The sequence below is a fragment of the Arthrobacter jinronghuae genome, from assembly GCF_025244825.1.
In the GTDB taxonomy this organism is placed as follows: domain Bacteria; phylum Actinomycetota; class Actinomycetes; order Actinomycetales; family Micrococcaceae; genus Arthrobacter_B; species Arthrobacter_B jinronghuae.
The window spans coordinates 683,631-697,821 of the sequence record NZ_CP104263.1; the positions used below are offsets into that span (position 1 = coordinate 683,631).

A 14,191-nucleotide genomic window follows, 5' to 3' on the forward strand; every position below is an offset into this window, starting at 1 on the left:
TCAGCTAGCCCCCGAACCGGGCAGCCATCTCCTCAGCCGTCAGCTCGGTGCCTGCACCGTTGTAGATGGCATTGGTAACCACCGTCCAGGAGGCACGAGGCCACGTACGGAAGGTGATGTGGCCGCCGGCAATGGTCACTTCGCCTTCCCCCACATCGAAGGACGCAATGTTGGTGGCTCCGTTCAGCGCCTCGGCACCAAGGGCGTAGCCGCTGACCAGCGGGTTGCCTTCGGCCGGATAGCGCGACACCGACGTGCCCTCGCCGGTGAGGCGGAACGCGGCGTCGTTGTTGAACCAGGTGGGCCAGGCCGCGGGCATGCCCCACGCCGCCGGCTGGGAGGTGTCGTATTCCTGGGCCAGCAGCGCACCGGGCACGGTAAAGACTTCCCGGTCCGTCGGCGTTACGTTCTCTACCGGCAGTCCCATCGCGGACGCGGCGGTCAAGGACGAGGAGCCCAGTGCCAGGACGTTCCCGCCCTGGTTGGCGAACTCGGCCAGCCGCTGCGGAGCGTCCGGAACACCGGCAGCCCAGGCGAACTCCTCCGGATACTTCGTGGCGTCCAGACCGACGGTCAGCCGCTCGGTGGTGATGCCCGGAGCCAGCACAATAGTGTCGAACTGTTCGGACAGGGTGGCGTAGTCCGCGGCCTCCACCACCTCGTAGTTGGTGCCGAACTGGTCCATCATCCACATCAGCCAGCCGCCCGGCATGTTGTTCGCGCCCCGGACCAGGCCCACCCGGGTGTTCTCGGCGAGCTGGACCGCGCCGGTGGCAGGCATGGCCGCGGTGGCGTACACCGGCAGCGCAGTCTCCCGGACGGCCCGGGTCAGCGTTTCCCGTGCCCGGGGCTCTCCGGCGGGAACCATCAGGGCGCCGGGCGCGAATTCCTGTCCGTCGGCCGTGATCGCGCCGGCGGCCCGGTAGGCGTCCACGCCGGCGTCCTGCAGCGCGTCGATGATCCGGCCCAGCCCGTAGGACTCGGCACTGAGGATGTAGGCGCCGTCGGCACCGGGTGCACGCGGCATCCGGATCCGCTCCTGCGTGATGGCCTGCACCTGCCGGGTCTCGGCGTCGAACTCTTCCTGCACCGCTGCCACATCCACGCCCATAAACAGGGCCACGTTGTCGGTGGTTTCGCTGTACGGCAGGATCAGCGGGCAGTCGTCACATTTGCGGGCGCTGTCCGGGTACTCGTCGATGCGCAGCAGTTGATCCACCCAACGGCCCAGCGGCTGCTGGGTGCGCAGGATGTAGGAGCCGGCGTCGAACTCCCGGCCCTCCGCAGTGAACGGCGCGGTGGCCTGCTCAATCTCCACCTCGCCGAAGTCGAAGATCCGCATCATGTCGTACACCGCGTACGGATCCCGCTGGTCGGCGGGCACCACATACGCGTACGGGCCGCCGTCCCAGGTTTCGCTGTTCGCATTGACCCGGTAGAGGTTGTTCAGCAGCCAGGACTGCGGATCGCCGGCCACTGTGTTCAGCCCGGAGAACGCGGCGGAGGTGGCGTACTGGACGATCTGCTTGAGCGTCCAGGTGTCCGAGTCATACGGCAGGGGAGAGCGCATGGTTTTGTCCACCGGCTCCAGCACGCCCTCGCCGGTGTAGGGGTAGGCGAGGTCCCGGACGGAAGCGATCTCGGTGAGGAAGGTCGAGGTGCCGAGGAAGGTGCCGTACCCGGCGACGTCGGCGTTCCACAGGATGCCGTACGCGTCGTCCGACTTCACGCCCTTGAGCCCTTCGGCCACGAGGTCCCGCTGGGTGAACTGGCCCAGCGCGTTGGAGGATGAGATGGCAATCGGGTCCACATCGGGGGAGAGCGGTTCGTCGTAGGGCGGGGTCCAGATCCGCGGGCTTTCCGTGCCAGCCTGGTGCATGTAGTGCTGCACCACCGGCCGGTATTTCTGTTCCAGCGCCACCCGGGTGCGGGATTCCTTCTGGGTGAACATGAACCAGTCACGGTTGTTGTCGTGCCCCACGTAGCGGTGGTACAGGTCCGGATAGACCCGGTTGTATTCGGTGCCGGCCGTCTCGTTGAAGTAATCCACCACCATCTGCTGGCCGTCCGGATTGGCGGAGGGCACCACCAGCACCACGAGGTTGTCCAGGATCCGGTTCATCGCCTCCGAATCTTCGGTGGCCAGGCGGTGGACGACGTCGACCAGCGCCTGGGTGTTCCCGACCTCCGTCGCGTGGATGGACGCTTCGATGTAATAGACCGGGACCGTGGTCCGGGCGAGCTGCCGGGCGTAGGCTTCCGGTTCCATCCCGGCGCCGGCGGCTTCGGCGGCCATGGCGTCGGGATCGGCCAGCCGTTCATTGACGGCCAGGATCGAATCCAGCCGGGCCAGGTTTTCCTCGCTGCTCAGGCGCAGGATCGGATATTCGTTGTTGTCCGTGGTCCGGTCCACCACCTCGTACTCCACCTCGGGCGACGAGTCGGCAATGGTTTCGAAGTACTCCGAAATGTCGCTGAAGGCCGCCAGCCGGCCTTCGTCACCCATTTCGAAACCGAAGTACTCGGCAGGAGTGGGCAGATCCGGAAGCTTGCTGGCAGGCGCGGTTTCAACGCGCGTTCCGGCGGCCGGGGAAATGGTGAGCCCGAGCAGGGCAAAGGAAGTAACAACCGCCGCGGCGGTTCGATGTCGAAGTTGCATGGAGGATCCCTCATAAAGAGGCTGCGCCCACCCCCTGGTGCAGCGAGTACCGCTTCGAGTCCGCACCGTGGAGCGTGCGGCGGTGCGGACGACGCCGGCCGGTCACCTTCGACCGGCCGGCGGGGTCCGCGGTGTGCCGCACCCAGTGACGGTGCGGCGGCGCGAGTGTATGGGGGACGGTATGGGTGTGGCGTGGGCGCGTCAACCAAGGTGGTGGGATCGGTGGGCAGTTGGAGCGGTTTCCCTTGCGTTCCCCGGGCCTACCTCGACGAAAAGGCAGCGTCGAACGCCGCAGCGGGCGGATCCATCGCCAGCGAACGGACGAACGCCAGGGCCTCCGGTGCTCCGACCAGCCGGTCCATTCCGGCGTCCTCCCATTCCACCGAGATGGGGCCGTCGTAGCCGATGCTGTTGAGCATCCGGAAGGCGTCCTCCCATGGCACGTCGCCGTGGCCGGTGGAGACGAAGTCCCAGCCGCGCCGCGGATCGGCCCAGGGCAGGTGCGAGCCGAGCCGGCCGTTGCGGCCGTTGGTCATCCGCTTCTTCGTATCCTTGCAGTCCACGTGGTAGATCCGGTCCTGAAAGTCCCAGAGGAAGCTGACCGGATCCAGGTCCTGCCAGACAAAGTGGCTGGGGTCCCAGTTCAGGCCGAAGGCGGGCCGGTTCCCGATGGCCTCCATCGCCCGGACGGTGGTCCAGTAGTCGTAGGCAATCTCGCTGGGATGGACCTCGTGGGCAAAGCGGACGCCCACTTCATCGAAGACGTCGAGGATGGGATTCCACCGGTCGGCAAAGTCCTGATACCCGGCGTCGATCGCCTCGGCCGAGACCGGCGGGAACATGGCCACGTATTTCCAGATGGACGAACCGGTGAATCCGATCACGGTGTCCACCCCGAGGGCTGCCGCGAGCCGGGCCGTGTGCTTCATTTCCTCGGCGGCGCGGCGCCGGACGCCCTCTGGATCACCGTTGCCCCAGACCTTATCCGAGACCATGTCGCGGTGCCGCTGATCGATCGGATCGTCACAGACCGCCTGCCCCTTGAGGTGGTTGGAAATGGCGAACACCTTCAGGTGGTACTTCTCCAAGATGTCGCGGCGGCTCTGCACGTACTCCTCGTCATCCCACCGCCAGGGATCCAGATGGTCGCCCCAGCACGCGATTTCCAACCCGTCGTACCCCCAGCCGGAGGCAAGCCGGGCCACTTCTTCGAGCGGCAGATCGGCCCACTGGCCGGTAAACAGAGTGACTGGTCGGGACATGGCGGGCTCCTTTGCCTGCGGGGGCGGGGGATGGTGCGGTGGACGGGACGGTCAGCGCACGGGCAGCCACACGCTGGATTTAGCGGCGCTGCGGGACACGGCGTCGAGGACTTCCTGGACCTGCAGACCGTCAGCGAACGACGGCGCGGGTGCGGTTCCGGCGGCGATGGCCTCCACGAAGTCCTTCGCCTGGTGCACGAAGCCGTGTTCATAGCCGAGTGAATGGCCGGCCGGCCACCACGCGGAGACATAGGGGTGGTCCGGTTCGGTCACCATGATGCGGGTGAAACCCTGCCGGTCCGGCGGAACCGTGTAATCCATAAAGCCCAGGAAGTTCAGGTCCTCCAGATCGAAGCTGATGGCACCTCTGCTGCCGGAGACTTCCAGCCGGAACGCGTTCTTGCGTCCGGTGGCCATTCGGCTGGCTTCGAAGGACCCGAGCACGCCGTCCTCGAAGCGCCCGAGGAACAGCGCGACGTCGTCGACCGTCACCGGTCCGCGGGTGCCGGCGTCGGCGGGTCCGCCGCCCAGGCCGGTGCCCCGCTGGTCCGTTTCGGGCACCGGGCGGGTGGGGACCAGGGTGGCGAGGGTGCCGCTGACCTCGGCCAGCGGCACCCCGGTGATGTACTGGGCCAGGTCAATGGCGTGCGCGCCCAGGTCCCCGAGGGCGCCGGACCCGGCCTCGTCCTGCTGAAGCCGCCAGGTCAGCGGGGAGTCCTCGTCCACCAGCCAGTCCTGCAGGTAGACGGCCCGCACCTGCCGGACCGTGCCGATCGCCCCGGCGGCCACGAGATTCCGGGCGTGCGTGGTGGCGGGCAGCCGGCGGTAGGTGAAGCCCACCATCGCCCGGACGCCCCGGGCCTCGGCGCGGGCGGCGGCGTCGGCCATCGCCTGCGCCTCTTCCACCGTGTTGGCGAGCGGCTTTTCGCAGAGCACGTGTTTGCCGGCGTCGAACGCGGCGATGGCGATCTCGGCATGGGAGGCGCCGGGCGTCACGATGTCCACGACGTCGATGTCCTCCCGGGTGACCGCCTCCCGCCAATCGATGGCGGACTCGGCCCACCCCCATTTCCGGGCGGCAGCCTGCGTCCGCTCCGCATCCCGGCCCACCAGCAGGTCCATCCGCGGCTGCAGGGGCAGGTCGAAGAACCGGGGGGCCACCCGCCAGGCCTGCGAGTGGGCCGCCCCCATAAAGCCGTGGCCCACCAGCGCCACCCTCAGCGGCTTATCGTCCTGCATGTTCTCTCCTTAGTGCTTTGCTGCTGTTTTGAGCGGGTGCCCGGGCGCCCCGTCGGGCGGGCCTGTGAAAGACCGCCCGGTCAGGACTCGAAGGCGGTAGGCAGGTATTCGTCGACGTTTTCGCTGGTGACCACCGGGGCGTTGAGCACCACGCGGTTGGGCACCTCGATCTCGACCAGGTCGCTCATGGCCTTGTCCTGCGCCAGCAGCCGGGCGAGCCGGATGCCGTCCGCGGCCTGGGTATGCGGATAGATGATGGTGGCCTGCAGGACGCTGTCCCCGGACTCGATTTCCCGCATGGCATTTGCGGAGCCGGCGCCGCCCACCATGATGAACTCGTCGCGTCCGGCAGCGTCGATGGCGGCCAGGACACCGATGCCCTGATCGTCGTCGTGGTTCCACAGTGCGTCGATTTCCGGTGCGGCGGCGAGCAGCTGGGACGCTGCGGCCTCGCCGCCCTGGACGGTGAAGTCCGCGGACACCCGGTTGGTGACCTCGAGCCCGCAGCCGGCGAGGGCGTCCTTGAAGCCTTCGCTGCGGTCCTGGGTGAGCGGCAGGGCGTCGATGCCGGCAATCTCGGCCACCACGGCGTCGGGCTGGTCGCCCACCTGTTCGCAGATGTAGGTACCGGCGCTGACGCCCATGCCGTAGTTGTCGCCGAGGACGGTGGCCCGCGCGGCGAAGGGGCTGGAGAACTCGCGGTCCACGTTAATCACGGGGATGCCCGCCTCCATGGCGCGGATGGCGACGTCGGTGAGTGCGGCACCGTCGGTGGGCAGCAGGACAATGGCGTCCACCTGGTCATTGATGAACTGCTCCACTTGGCTGATCTGCAGGTTCGCGTCATTGGTTCCTTCGGCCACCCGCAGGTCGATGTCCGGGTACTTCTCGGCTTCGGCGGTGGCTGCGGAGTTGATGGCGCCCAGCCAGCCGTGGTCCGCGGCCGGTCCGGAGAACCCGATGACGACGGTCTCGCCCTCGGACTGGTTGCCTTCCACGGAGTTGTTGGTCGGTTCGGCATTGGTGTCCTCGCCTGCAGTGCAGCCGGTGAGGGCAAGCCCGCCGGCGGCGAAGAAGGCCGCTGCGGTGATGATCTTCCCGCGCATGCGTGGTGCGTGCATGGTTCTCTCCTCTGTAAGTGGGGCGCTGAGGCGAGTCCGCACCCCATCGGAACCAGTCAGCGCACTGCACATCGTCGTGACATGCGTCACAGTAACAGAAGTCCGACGATAAAGCGCCAACATACTACTGATGATCGACATAAGTGTGTAAGCTCCGTGCCATGACAGCATCGGGAGCCCCCGCCGCCCCTCCTCAGCCGGTACAGCGGCCGCTGCTTGAGGTGCGCAACCTGAGCAAGAGTTTCGCCGGCGTCCGGGCGCTGCGCGGCGTCGAACTGGACGTCCTTCCCGGCGAAGTGCACTGCGTCCTGGGCCAGAACGGCGCCGGGAAATCCACTCTGATCAAGGCCCTGTCCGGGGTATACGTACCGGACGGCGGGGAGATCCGCTGGAACGGGGAACCGGTGGAACTGGCTAGGCCGGCCGACGCCCTGGCACTGGGCATTGCCACCATGTATCAGGAGCTGGACGTGGTGGACGGACTGAGCGTCACCGAGAACATCTTCCTGGGCCACGAAGACGCCCGCGGGGGAGTGCTCCGGATCCGGGACGGGCGCCGTCGGACCCGGGAGCTGCTGGCGCTGCTGGGGCACGACGACCTGTCACCGTCCGCGGAAGTGGGCAGCCTGTCCGCCGCCGGGAAGCAGATTGTCAGCTTGGCCCGGGCCCTGTCCCGCAACGCCCGGCTGATCATCATGGATGAGCCCAGCGCCATTCTGGACTCCGGCGAGGTGGCGAACCTGTTCCGGGTGATCCGGGAGCTCACCGGCCAGGGCATCGCGGTTGTCTACATCTCGCATCGGCTGGAGGAGATCCGGCAGATCGGCAACCGGATCTCGGTGATCAAGGACGGTTACAGCACCGCATCCTCCCTTCCGGTTGTCGAGACGTCCCGCGCCGACCTGGTCCGGCTGATGACCGGCCGGGACGTAGCCAACGTGTTCCCGCCGCGGAAGCCGCCGTCGTCGGACGCTCCGGTGGCGCTTCAGGTGGAGGGGCTAGGGCTGGCTGGCTCCTTCAGGGACGTGAGCTTCACGGTCCGGGCCGGGGAAATCTTCGGCCTGGCCGGACTGGTCGGATCCGGCCGTTCGGAAATCCTGGAGACCGTTTACGGTGCCCGGCGCGCGACGTCGGGCACCGTCACTGTGGAGGGCAGGACGCTGCGGCCCGGCTCGGTGCGGGCCGCGGTGAACGCCGGGCTCGGCCTTTCCCCGGAGGAGCGCAAGAGCCAGGGGCTGCTGCTGGAGGAGCCCATTTACCGCAACGTCACCCTCTCCACCTTCGCCCGGTTCGCCCGGCACGGCTGGCTGAACGAACGCGCCGAGAAGGCCGCCGCCCGCAAGCAGGCCGAGGCGCTGCAGCTCAGTCCGCCCGATCCGGACCGGGCGGCCCGCACCCTCTCCGGCGGCAACCAGCAGAAGGTGCTGCTGGCCCGCTGGCTGATCCACGGCACCCGGGTGCTGCTGCTGGACGAGCCGACCCGCGGCGTCGACGTCGGCGCCAAGACCGAGATTTACGCGCTGATCCGCAGCCTCGCGGCTCAGGGCGTGGCGATTGTGGTGGTGTCCAGCGAGATCGAGGAAGTGATCGGCCTGGCGGACCGGATCCTGGTGCTCGACGCCGGACGCGTCCTCGCCACCGGCAACGCAGACGAAATGGACGAGCACGCCGTGCTTGACCTGGTGCTGAAAGGAAGTGCGCAGTGAGCGAATCAACGACGGCGGCGCTGCAGCCGCCTCCCAGCGGCGGCACGGCTGCGGTGTCCCGCAGCAATCCGCTGGGGAAGTTCCTGGGCGGATCCGCCGGCCGCAACATCGGCCTGATCATTGCCCTGGCGCTGCTGTTTATTGTCGGGGCGGTGACCAGCGGGGAGCGCTTCCTGAACCTGGACAACATGCTGACCATCCTGCGGTACGCCTCGATTTTCGGGGTGATCGCCATCGGGGCAACCTTTGTGATCACCGCCGGCGGCATCGACCTCTCGGTGGGTTCGGTGATGGGCCTGACCACGGTGCTGGCCACCCTCACCTCAGTGCAGCTGGCCGCCACGAACAGCAGCTGGCTGCTGATGGTGGTGGTGGCGCTGGCGGTCGGTGTGGGGGCGGGCCTGATCAACGGGGTGATCATCGCGTACGGGAACGTGGTGGCCTTTATCGCCACCCTTGCGATGCTGGTGGCCGCGCGCGGCGTGGCGGAGCTGATCTCCGGCCGCAGCACGCAGATTGTCACCAACCGGGACTTCCTCTCCGTGATGCGCTCGAACTTCCTGGGCGTGCCGCTGCTGATCTGGATCTTCCTGCTGGTGGCCGTCGCGGGCTGGTTCCTGCTCAACCGCACCACCTTCGGGCGCCGGACCGTGGCCATCGGCGGGAACCTGGAGGCCGCGCGGCTGGCGGGCATCAAGGTGAAGCGGCACATTGTCCTGCTGTACGTCCTCTCCGGCCTCACCGCCGGCATCGCCGGGATCATGATGATGGGCCGCACGACCGCCGGCACCTCCACCCACGGTCTGCTGTACGAGCTGGAAGTGATTGCCGCCGTCGTCGTCGGCGGAACGCTGCTGATCGGCGGGCGCGGCACCATTGTGGGCACCGTGCTGGGCGTGCTGCTGTTCAGCACCCTCATCAACGTCTTTACACAGAACAACCTGGACACCTCGGTGCAGGCCGTGGCCCGCGGCGCGATCATTGTGGTGGCCGTGCTGCTGCAGCAGCGGTTCGCCGTGCGGGGGACCGGCCGAAGGAAGGGGGCGTTATGAGGATGTCTGTTCGGTCGTTCGCCCCGCCGGGCCGACGCCGTAGCGTCGATCCCTATGCTTCAATTGCCCAGTGGTCGATATAAGGAATAACCCCACCGCTCCCGGGGCCAGCGAACTTTTCCAGCTCCTGCGGGACGGACATCCCCGCACCCGCAGCGAGCTGGCCGATCTGGTGGGGGTGGCCCGCTCCACCATTGCGCTGCGGCTCGAGCTGCTTATGGACCTCGGGCTCGTGGCACCCATCGAGGATGCGGTGTCCACCGGCGGGCGGCCGTCCTCCCGGTTCGCGCTGCAGACCGGGGCGCGTGCGGTCCTGGGGGTCGACGTCGGCGCCAGCCACCTGCGTGTGGGCCTCACCGACCTGGCCGGTACAGCCTTGGCTGATGCCTCCCGCGACCTGCTGGTCAGCGACGGGCCGGAGGCCGTGCTGGACACCGTGGTCGAGCTTGGGAATGCGCTTTTGGTCGAGACCGGCCGGTCCGCTGCCGAGCTGCTTGCCGTCGGCGTCGGGCTGCCCGGACCTGTGGAGCATCGCTCCGGCCGTCCGATCAATCCGCCGATCATGCCTGGCTGGCACGGCTTCGACGTGCCGGGCTACCTGCAGGAGTCCTTCCATGTCCCGGTGCTGGTGGATAACGACGTCAACGTGATGTCGATGGGGGAGCGCGAAGCCGCGTGGCCCGACGTCGAGAACCTGGTCTTCGTGAAGGTCGCCACCGGCATCGGCGCCGGGATTATCTGCAACGGTGTCCTGCTGCGTGGTGCCGACGGGGTGGCCGGGGATATCGGGCATATCCGCGTGCCGTCCGGTGAGGACCTGCTCTGCCGGTGCGGAAACCGCGGATGTCTGGAGGCACTGGCTTCCGGGCCTGCGGTGGCCGCGCGGCTGCAGTCCTTGGGGTTGGAAGCGGAGGACGGGCGCGACGTCGTCGCCCTGGTCCACTCCGGCAACCACGAGGCGGTGCATGCCGTGCGGCAGGCCGGCCGCGAGGTGGGCGAGGTGCTGTCCGCCTGCCTGAGCATGCTCAACCCCGAGGTGATTGTGTTCGGCGGCTCGATGGCGCTGACCGGGGAGCACTTCATTGCCGGGGTGCGAGAAGTGGTCTATTCACGCACCATGCCGCTGGCCACCCAGCACCTGCGGATTGTGCAGTCCTCGTCCGGGCTCGACGCCGGGATGCTCGGTGCGTCCCAGCTCGCGATCCAGCATGCGCTGTCCGCGGAGAGTGTGGAGCGGATGCTCGCGGGGCGGGTGGGGGTTTAGCTGCAGCCTCCCCTCTCAACGATTAGACGAGGCTTGGCGCAGCGCTAGAGACCGGTCTGGCTTGCCCCGTATTCAGCCTCTGCGGGAGTGAAGCCCTCATACATCAGTTGTTCAACCAGGCCTGCTCGGGAGAACGGCATGAAATCGAGGTAGCTCTTAGCGGACTTGGCAGCCTGTTCGTTCCAGTCCACTGTCATATGGTCCAGCGCCCACGTCGCGTCTTCAGTTGAGTACTGCTCATATTCGAGTTGTGCGATCAGGCCAGGTCGTGAGAAGGCCATGAACTTTAGATAATCCCTTGCTGCTCGGAGTGCATTTTGCTGGCTGGGCGTCCCGGCCGCTTCTGCAGCTGCTTTCGCCGCCGCGTCAGCTTTCGCCTGGGCATCTGCGTCCGCCTTGGCTTTCGCTTCGGCGTCCGCTTGTGCCTTCGCAGCAGCGTCGGCTTCGGCTTTTACCTTCGCATCAGCATCAGCTTGTGCCTTCGCAACTGCGTCAGCGTCGGCCTTCGCTTTGGCTTCGGCATCGGCCTTAGCTTTGGCTTCCGGATCGACTTTCACCGTTGGTTTGGGGGTGGCACTCCGCTTAGGGGCAGGGGCTGACGTACTGGGAGCATCCTTCGCGGAGGCCGCCGCTGTTTTCTCCGTTTCGGCCGGGCCAGGAACAAGCACTACAGCAAGTATGAAGAGGACCAGCGCCGCTCCCGTAGTCGCTCCACCCCACTTGCGGTCGGGCAGTCGCAGCCATGAGGGGCGTCCGAAGATTAGGACGTAAAGTCCGGTGAAAAACAAAAAGAAGGAGATGTACATAAGGGAACCGCCGACACCCGCGGCGGAGGCACCAAGAATTATGAAGAACAAGACGACAACGGCCATGATCCACGTCGAGATGGTCGCTTTAGGCCGCGGCTGCCGGGGTGGCTCGGGCGGAAATTGGGCATGGTATTGCTGGAAAGATGACGACATTGAATCCCCCGGAAGAAGTTGTGCCAGACATTGAAGTCGTAGGGCACACAGCTAACTGGCCCGGATTTGTTGACTCGGAGTCTGAGACCGCGGTGACCGCGATCGGATTGACTCTGTCACACACCGCGGGCGGCGTCTCGAGTATTCAAATCCGGGGCCTGCAGGAACCGCACGCCGGTGACCGAGGGCCTCGGGCTGTAACCACCAAATACCTGAGGTCGTGTTAGGGCACCGAATTAGAGTGGCTTGTAGTTCCTCTTGCTAGCAAGCGCCCGACTAGGGGCATTGAGTGAGGAGCTCGACGCTGGCGGCCTTGAACGTGGTCATGTCGACATGGATTCCGGTGCTGCCCTCTGCTGCAAGCATATCCAAGGGCTTTACCACTTCTTCTATATACGGCCGGAGGTCGTCATTGGCAGTTTCCAGAATCGCATTCAGCTCGTCGGATATTTTCCGGCTGGTCTCTACCTCGTCGGAGCTAACTTCTTGCCCACGCTGGACCAGATCAGCAATAAAGTTCACACCTTCAATCAAGGGCCCGTCTTCGTTCGCTCCCAACAAAAGTTGACATGTCGCGCCTGACGAAATTCGCAGGGTGGTCGGTTCACTAGCTTCGTCCTGCCCAACAGCGTTTTCCCCGGACCCGTCACAAATAGAGGTGAGTTCGAAACCTGCTGCCTTATAACGAGCTGGATCTAAGTCGAAGGACTCACCGTTTTGGTTTGCCGCCACGAGGTCGAGGAATGGCTCTTGCATAATGACGAGTAATTCACTCAGTCGTTCGGACGAGTTCTGCGCTACCGCATCGAGGTCGTCAGCGATCCTTTGAGCTTCGGCCGCAATTTCATCATCCATGCTATCGAGGTCCCTCAAGAAGATGGAAGCTTCACTCATTAGTCCTCCATCATCGGAGAGCAAGTTGTTGCAAGTTGCATCTTCTGAAATCTCGAAGGAAGCACGTGTCTCCGCAGGGGGGCTGTTCCGTTCACGTTCCACTACCTGCGGTGAAGCCGCACATCCTGTCGTAAGAAGTAGAGAGGCGATGAGGATGGCGGTCTTTTTCATGATGTATCCAAGCTGTTTTGTTGTAACTAGGCGCTATAAAAACCGCACACCCATTCTCAGTGAGAAATAGGACAATGCGGTTGAGGTCAACTTTACACATTCGAATTACAGTCAAAATCCCCCGCAGTCCCGGCGGACTGGGTCCCGCTTCACCATTTTTGGAACTTTAACCCTGAAGTGAGCTGTCCTGGGATTCTTCGCTCAGCGGGTGACCGCCTCGGTCTGGTGCAGCAGGGCAAGCTCCGCCCGGGTGGGAAGCCCCTCCCAGTCGCCGTAGGACAGGCAGGCGAACGCGCCGGTCTGGACAGCCAATGCGAGCCGTTCCTCGGGGCTCTTTCCGTTCATCAGCTCCGCCAGATAGCCGGCAACGAAGGCATCGCCGGCGCCCACGGTGTCCACCGCATCGATGGGGACCGCGGGCTGATGGTGCACCTGGCCGTCAATGAACGCCGCCGCGCCCTTACTGCCCAGCTTGATGATCGCCTGGGTTGGCCCGAGCTTCGTCAACCGCTGCGCCAGTTCGACCGGATCCTCAGCGGGCCCGACGGCGAGCGCTGCTTCCTCGTCGCCGCCGAAGACAATATCCACCAGCGGAATGATCTCCTGGTAGGAGCGGGTGGCGTCCGCTGCGGACCAGAGGTTAGCCCGGTAGTTGAGGTCGAACGAGACGGGCACCCCTGCGGCCCGGGCCGCATCGATGGCGGCATGGATGGCGGCCGCCGCGGACGGAGAAAGGGCAGGCGTAATACCGCTGACATGGAGGACCGCGGCGCCGGTGATCAGGTCCGCGTCCAAATCCTCGGGAGTCAGCCGGGAACCGGCACTGGCGGCACGGTAATAGCTGACCTTCTGCGTCGCGGCGGTCCGGCGTTCCTTGAGCATCAACCCGGTGAGTGCGCCGGGATCCTCGACGGCGCGGACGGTGACACCTTCGGCCCGGATCTCCCGCCGGATCAGCTGGCCCAGCGAATCCGTTCCCGTGCGCCCGCACCAGACGGCGGTTCCGCCCAGCCGCTGCACACCGATGGCGACGTTGGATTCGGAGCCACCAACGCCCAGGCCCATCGACGAGACATGGGCCAGCGGTCCGGGCTGCTGTGCGGTCAGGAGCCCCATGGTTTCACCGAGGGTGACGAGGTACGGTGCCGGCGCTGCCTCGCCCGCCGGGTTTGCCGCACTCACAGTGCAGCCGCCGCTTCGTCGACGGCGGCCCGCAGCCGGACGGCGCGTTCTGTCAGCTTTCCCAGGTCCCCGCCCTTGAACGCATCGCCCAGGAGCGGTCCGCCCACGCTGACCGCCAACGCTCCTGCCTTCACCCAGGCCACCGCGTCATCAATATCTACGCCGCCAGAGGGAACAACCTGGAGGTCGGGGAACGGACCCCGGAGCGCGGACACATAGCCGGGGCCCACCACCGAGGCCGGGAACACCTTGACCGCCGTCGCACCCGCCGACCACCCGGCCAACAACTCCGTGGGAGTGAGTCCACCTGGATAAATGGCCACACCCCGCCGGACCGCCGCTTCGATGACGGCGGTGTCGGTCGTCGGGGTCACCAGGTAGGAGGCACCGGCGTCAAGGGCCCGCTCGGCGTCGTCGACGCTCGTTACCGTACCCACTCCGAACTCCACGGCGTCGCCGAAGCGTTTCCGTAGCAGCGGAAGCTCCTCGAAGACCCCGGGGGTGCTGAGCGTCAGTTCAACGCTGAGCACGCCACCGTTGATGAGTGCCTCTACCACGGGGGCATAGTCGGTGGCAGCGGAAGCGCGCATCACGGCGATCGTCCGGGTACCCCGCAGGATCGAGGACGCCGGAATGCGTTCGCCGGCTACCGGGGGCTGTTCGGTGGAAAACAAGGCAG

Annotated in this window: 11 protein-coding genes; 3 read left to right on the forward strand and 8 right to left on the reverse strand. The window is 66.1% G+C overall.

Features of this window, described 5'->3' with window-relative positions; genetic code table 11:
• Window positions 1-4 precede the first annotated feature (4 nt).
• The 4 genes from N2K98_RS03250 to N2K98_RS03265 all read right to left on the reverse strand — a co-directional run bounded on the left by N2K98_RS03250 (window position 5) and on the right by N2K98_RS03265 (window position 6,281).
• Entirely contained in the window at window positions 5-2,659 is a 2,655-nt protein-coding gene (locus tag N2K98_RS03250) for a M14 family metallopeptidase (RefSeq protein WP_255865986.1), read from the reverse strand.
• A gap of 260 nt (window positions 2,660-2,919) precedes the next feature.
• The gene (locus tag N2K98_RS03255; RefSeq protein WP_255865987.1) at window positions 2,920-3,921 is read right to left on the reverse strand and encodes a sugar phosphate isomerase/epimerase family protein; all 1,002 of its coding nucleotides are present in this window, start codon (window positions 3,919-3,921) and stop codon (window positions 2,920-2,922) included.
• Window positions 3,922-3,972: 51 nt separating this feature from the next.
• The gene (locus N2K98_RS03260; RefSeq protein ID WP_255865988.1) at window positions 3,973-5,160 is read right to left on the reverse strand and encodes a Gfo/Idh/MocA family protein; all 1,188 of its coding nucleotides are present in this window, start codon (window positions 5,158-5,160) and stop codon (window positions 3,973-3,975) included.
• Window positions 5,161-5,240: 80 nt separating this feature from the next.
• Complete coding sequence (locus tag N2K98_RS03265; RefSeq protein ID WP_255798327.1) at window positions 5,241-6,281, reverse strand: substrate-binding domain-containing protein; 1,041 nt, start codon at window positions 6,279-6,281, stop codon at window positions 5,241-5,243.
• A 230-nt stretch (window positions 6,282-6,511) separates the two neighbouring features.
• Between N2K98_RS03265 and N2K98_RS03270 the strand changes: the two genes are divergently transcribed.
• The 3 genes from N2K98_RS03270 (at window position 6,512) to N2K98_RS03280 (ending at window position 10,303) form a co-directional block, all read left to right on the forward strand.
• Window positions 6,512-7,987, forward strand: a complete 1,476-nt coding sequence (locus N2K98_RS03270) for a sugar ABC transporter ATP-binding protein (protein WP_308219835.1) — start codon at window positions 6,512-6,514, stop codon at window positions 7,985-7,987.
• Window positions 7,984-9,039 carry an ABC transporter permease gene (locus N2K98_RS03275; RefSeq protein WP_407080004.1) on the forward strand — a complete coding sequence of 352 codons (1,056 nt, stop codon included), beginning with the start codon at window positions 7,984-7,986 and terminating at the stop codon, window positions 9,037-9,039. Before N2K98_RS03270 ends, N2K98_RS03275 begins: the two co-directional genes overlap by 4 nt.
• A gap of 70 nt (window positions 9,040-9,109) precedes the next feature.
• Complete coding sequence (locus tag N2K98_RS03280) at window positions 9,110-10,303, forward strand: ROK family transcriptional regulator (protein ID WP_308219832.1); 1,194 nt, start codon at window positions 9,110-9,112, stop codon at window positions 10,301-10,303.
• Between the two features lie 44 nt (window positions 10,304-10,347).
• Here N2K98_RS03280 and N2K98_RS03285 read toward each other — a convergent pair whose 3' ends face one another.
• The 4 genes from N2K98_RS03285 to N2K98_RS03300 form a co-directional block, all read right to left on the reverse strand.
• Window positions 10,348-11,175 (reverse strand): Ltp family lipoprotein, encoded by an 828-nt coding sequence (locus N2K98_RS03285; protein WP_255865990.1) that lies wholly within the window; start codon window positions 11,173-11,175, stop codon window positions 10,348-10,350.
• Window positions 11,176-11,541: 366 nt separating this feature from the next.
• Window positions 11,542-12,330, reverse strand: coding sequence for a hypothetical protein (locus tag N2K98_RS03290; protein ID WP_255865991.1), 789 nt, complete (start codon window positions 12,328-12,330; stop codon window positions 11,542-11,544).
• Window positions 12,331-12,531: 201 nt separating this feature from the next.
• Complete coding sequence (locus N2K98_RS03295; RefSeq protein WP_255865992.1) at window positions 12,532-13,512, reverse strand: sugar kinase; 981 nt, start codon at window positions 13,510-13,512, stop codon at window positions 12,532-12,534.
• Window positions 13,509-14,186: a bifunctional 4-hydroxy-2-oxoglutarate aldolase/2-dehydro-3-deoxy-phosphogluconate aldolase gene (locus tag N2K98_RS03300; RefSeq protein WP_255865993.1), complete on the reverse strand. Its 678-nt coding sequence runs from the start codon at window positions 14,184-14,186 to the stop codon at window positions 13,509-13,511. Before N2K98_RS03300 ends, N2K98_RS03295 begins: the two co-directional genes overlap by 4 nt.
• Between the last annotated feature and the right edge of the window lie 5 nt (window positions 14,187-14,191).

What these genes read in the sequence shown, in the direction of transcription:
- N2K98_RS03260 (WP_255865988.1), bottom strand. Translation starts at nt 5,160, where the DNA reads ATGCAGGACGATAAGCCGCTGAGGGTGGCGCTGGTGGGCCACGGCTTT.
- N2K98_RS03255 (WP_255865987.1), bottom strand. Translation starts at nt 3,921, where the DNA reads ATGTCCCGACCAGTCACTCTGTTTACCGGCCAGTGGGCCGATCTGCCG.
- N2K98_RS03250 (WP_255865986.1), bottom strand. Translation starts at nt 2,659, where the DNA reads ATGCAACTTCGACATCGAACCGCCGCGGCGGTTGTTACTTCCTTTGCC.
- N2K98_RS03265 (WP_255798327.1), bottom strand. Translation starts at nt 6,281, where the DNA reads ATGCACGCACCACGCATGCGCGGGAAGATCATCACCGCAGCGGCCTTC.
- N2K98_RS03285 (WP_255865990.1), bottom strand. Translation starts at nt 11,175, where the DNA reads ATGGCCGTTGTCGTCTTGTTCTTCATAATTCTTGGTGCCTCCGCCGCG.
- N2K98_RS03290 (WP_255865991.1), bottom strand. Translation starts at nt 12,330, where the DNA reads ATGAAAAAGACCGCCATCCTCATCGCCTCTCTACTTCTTACGACAGGA.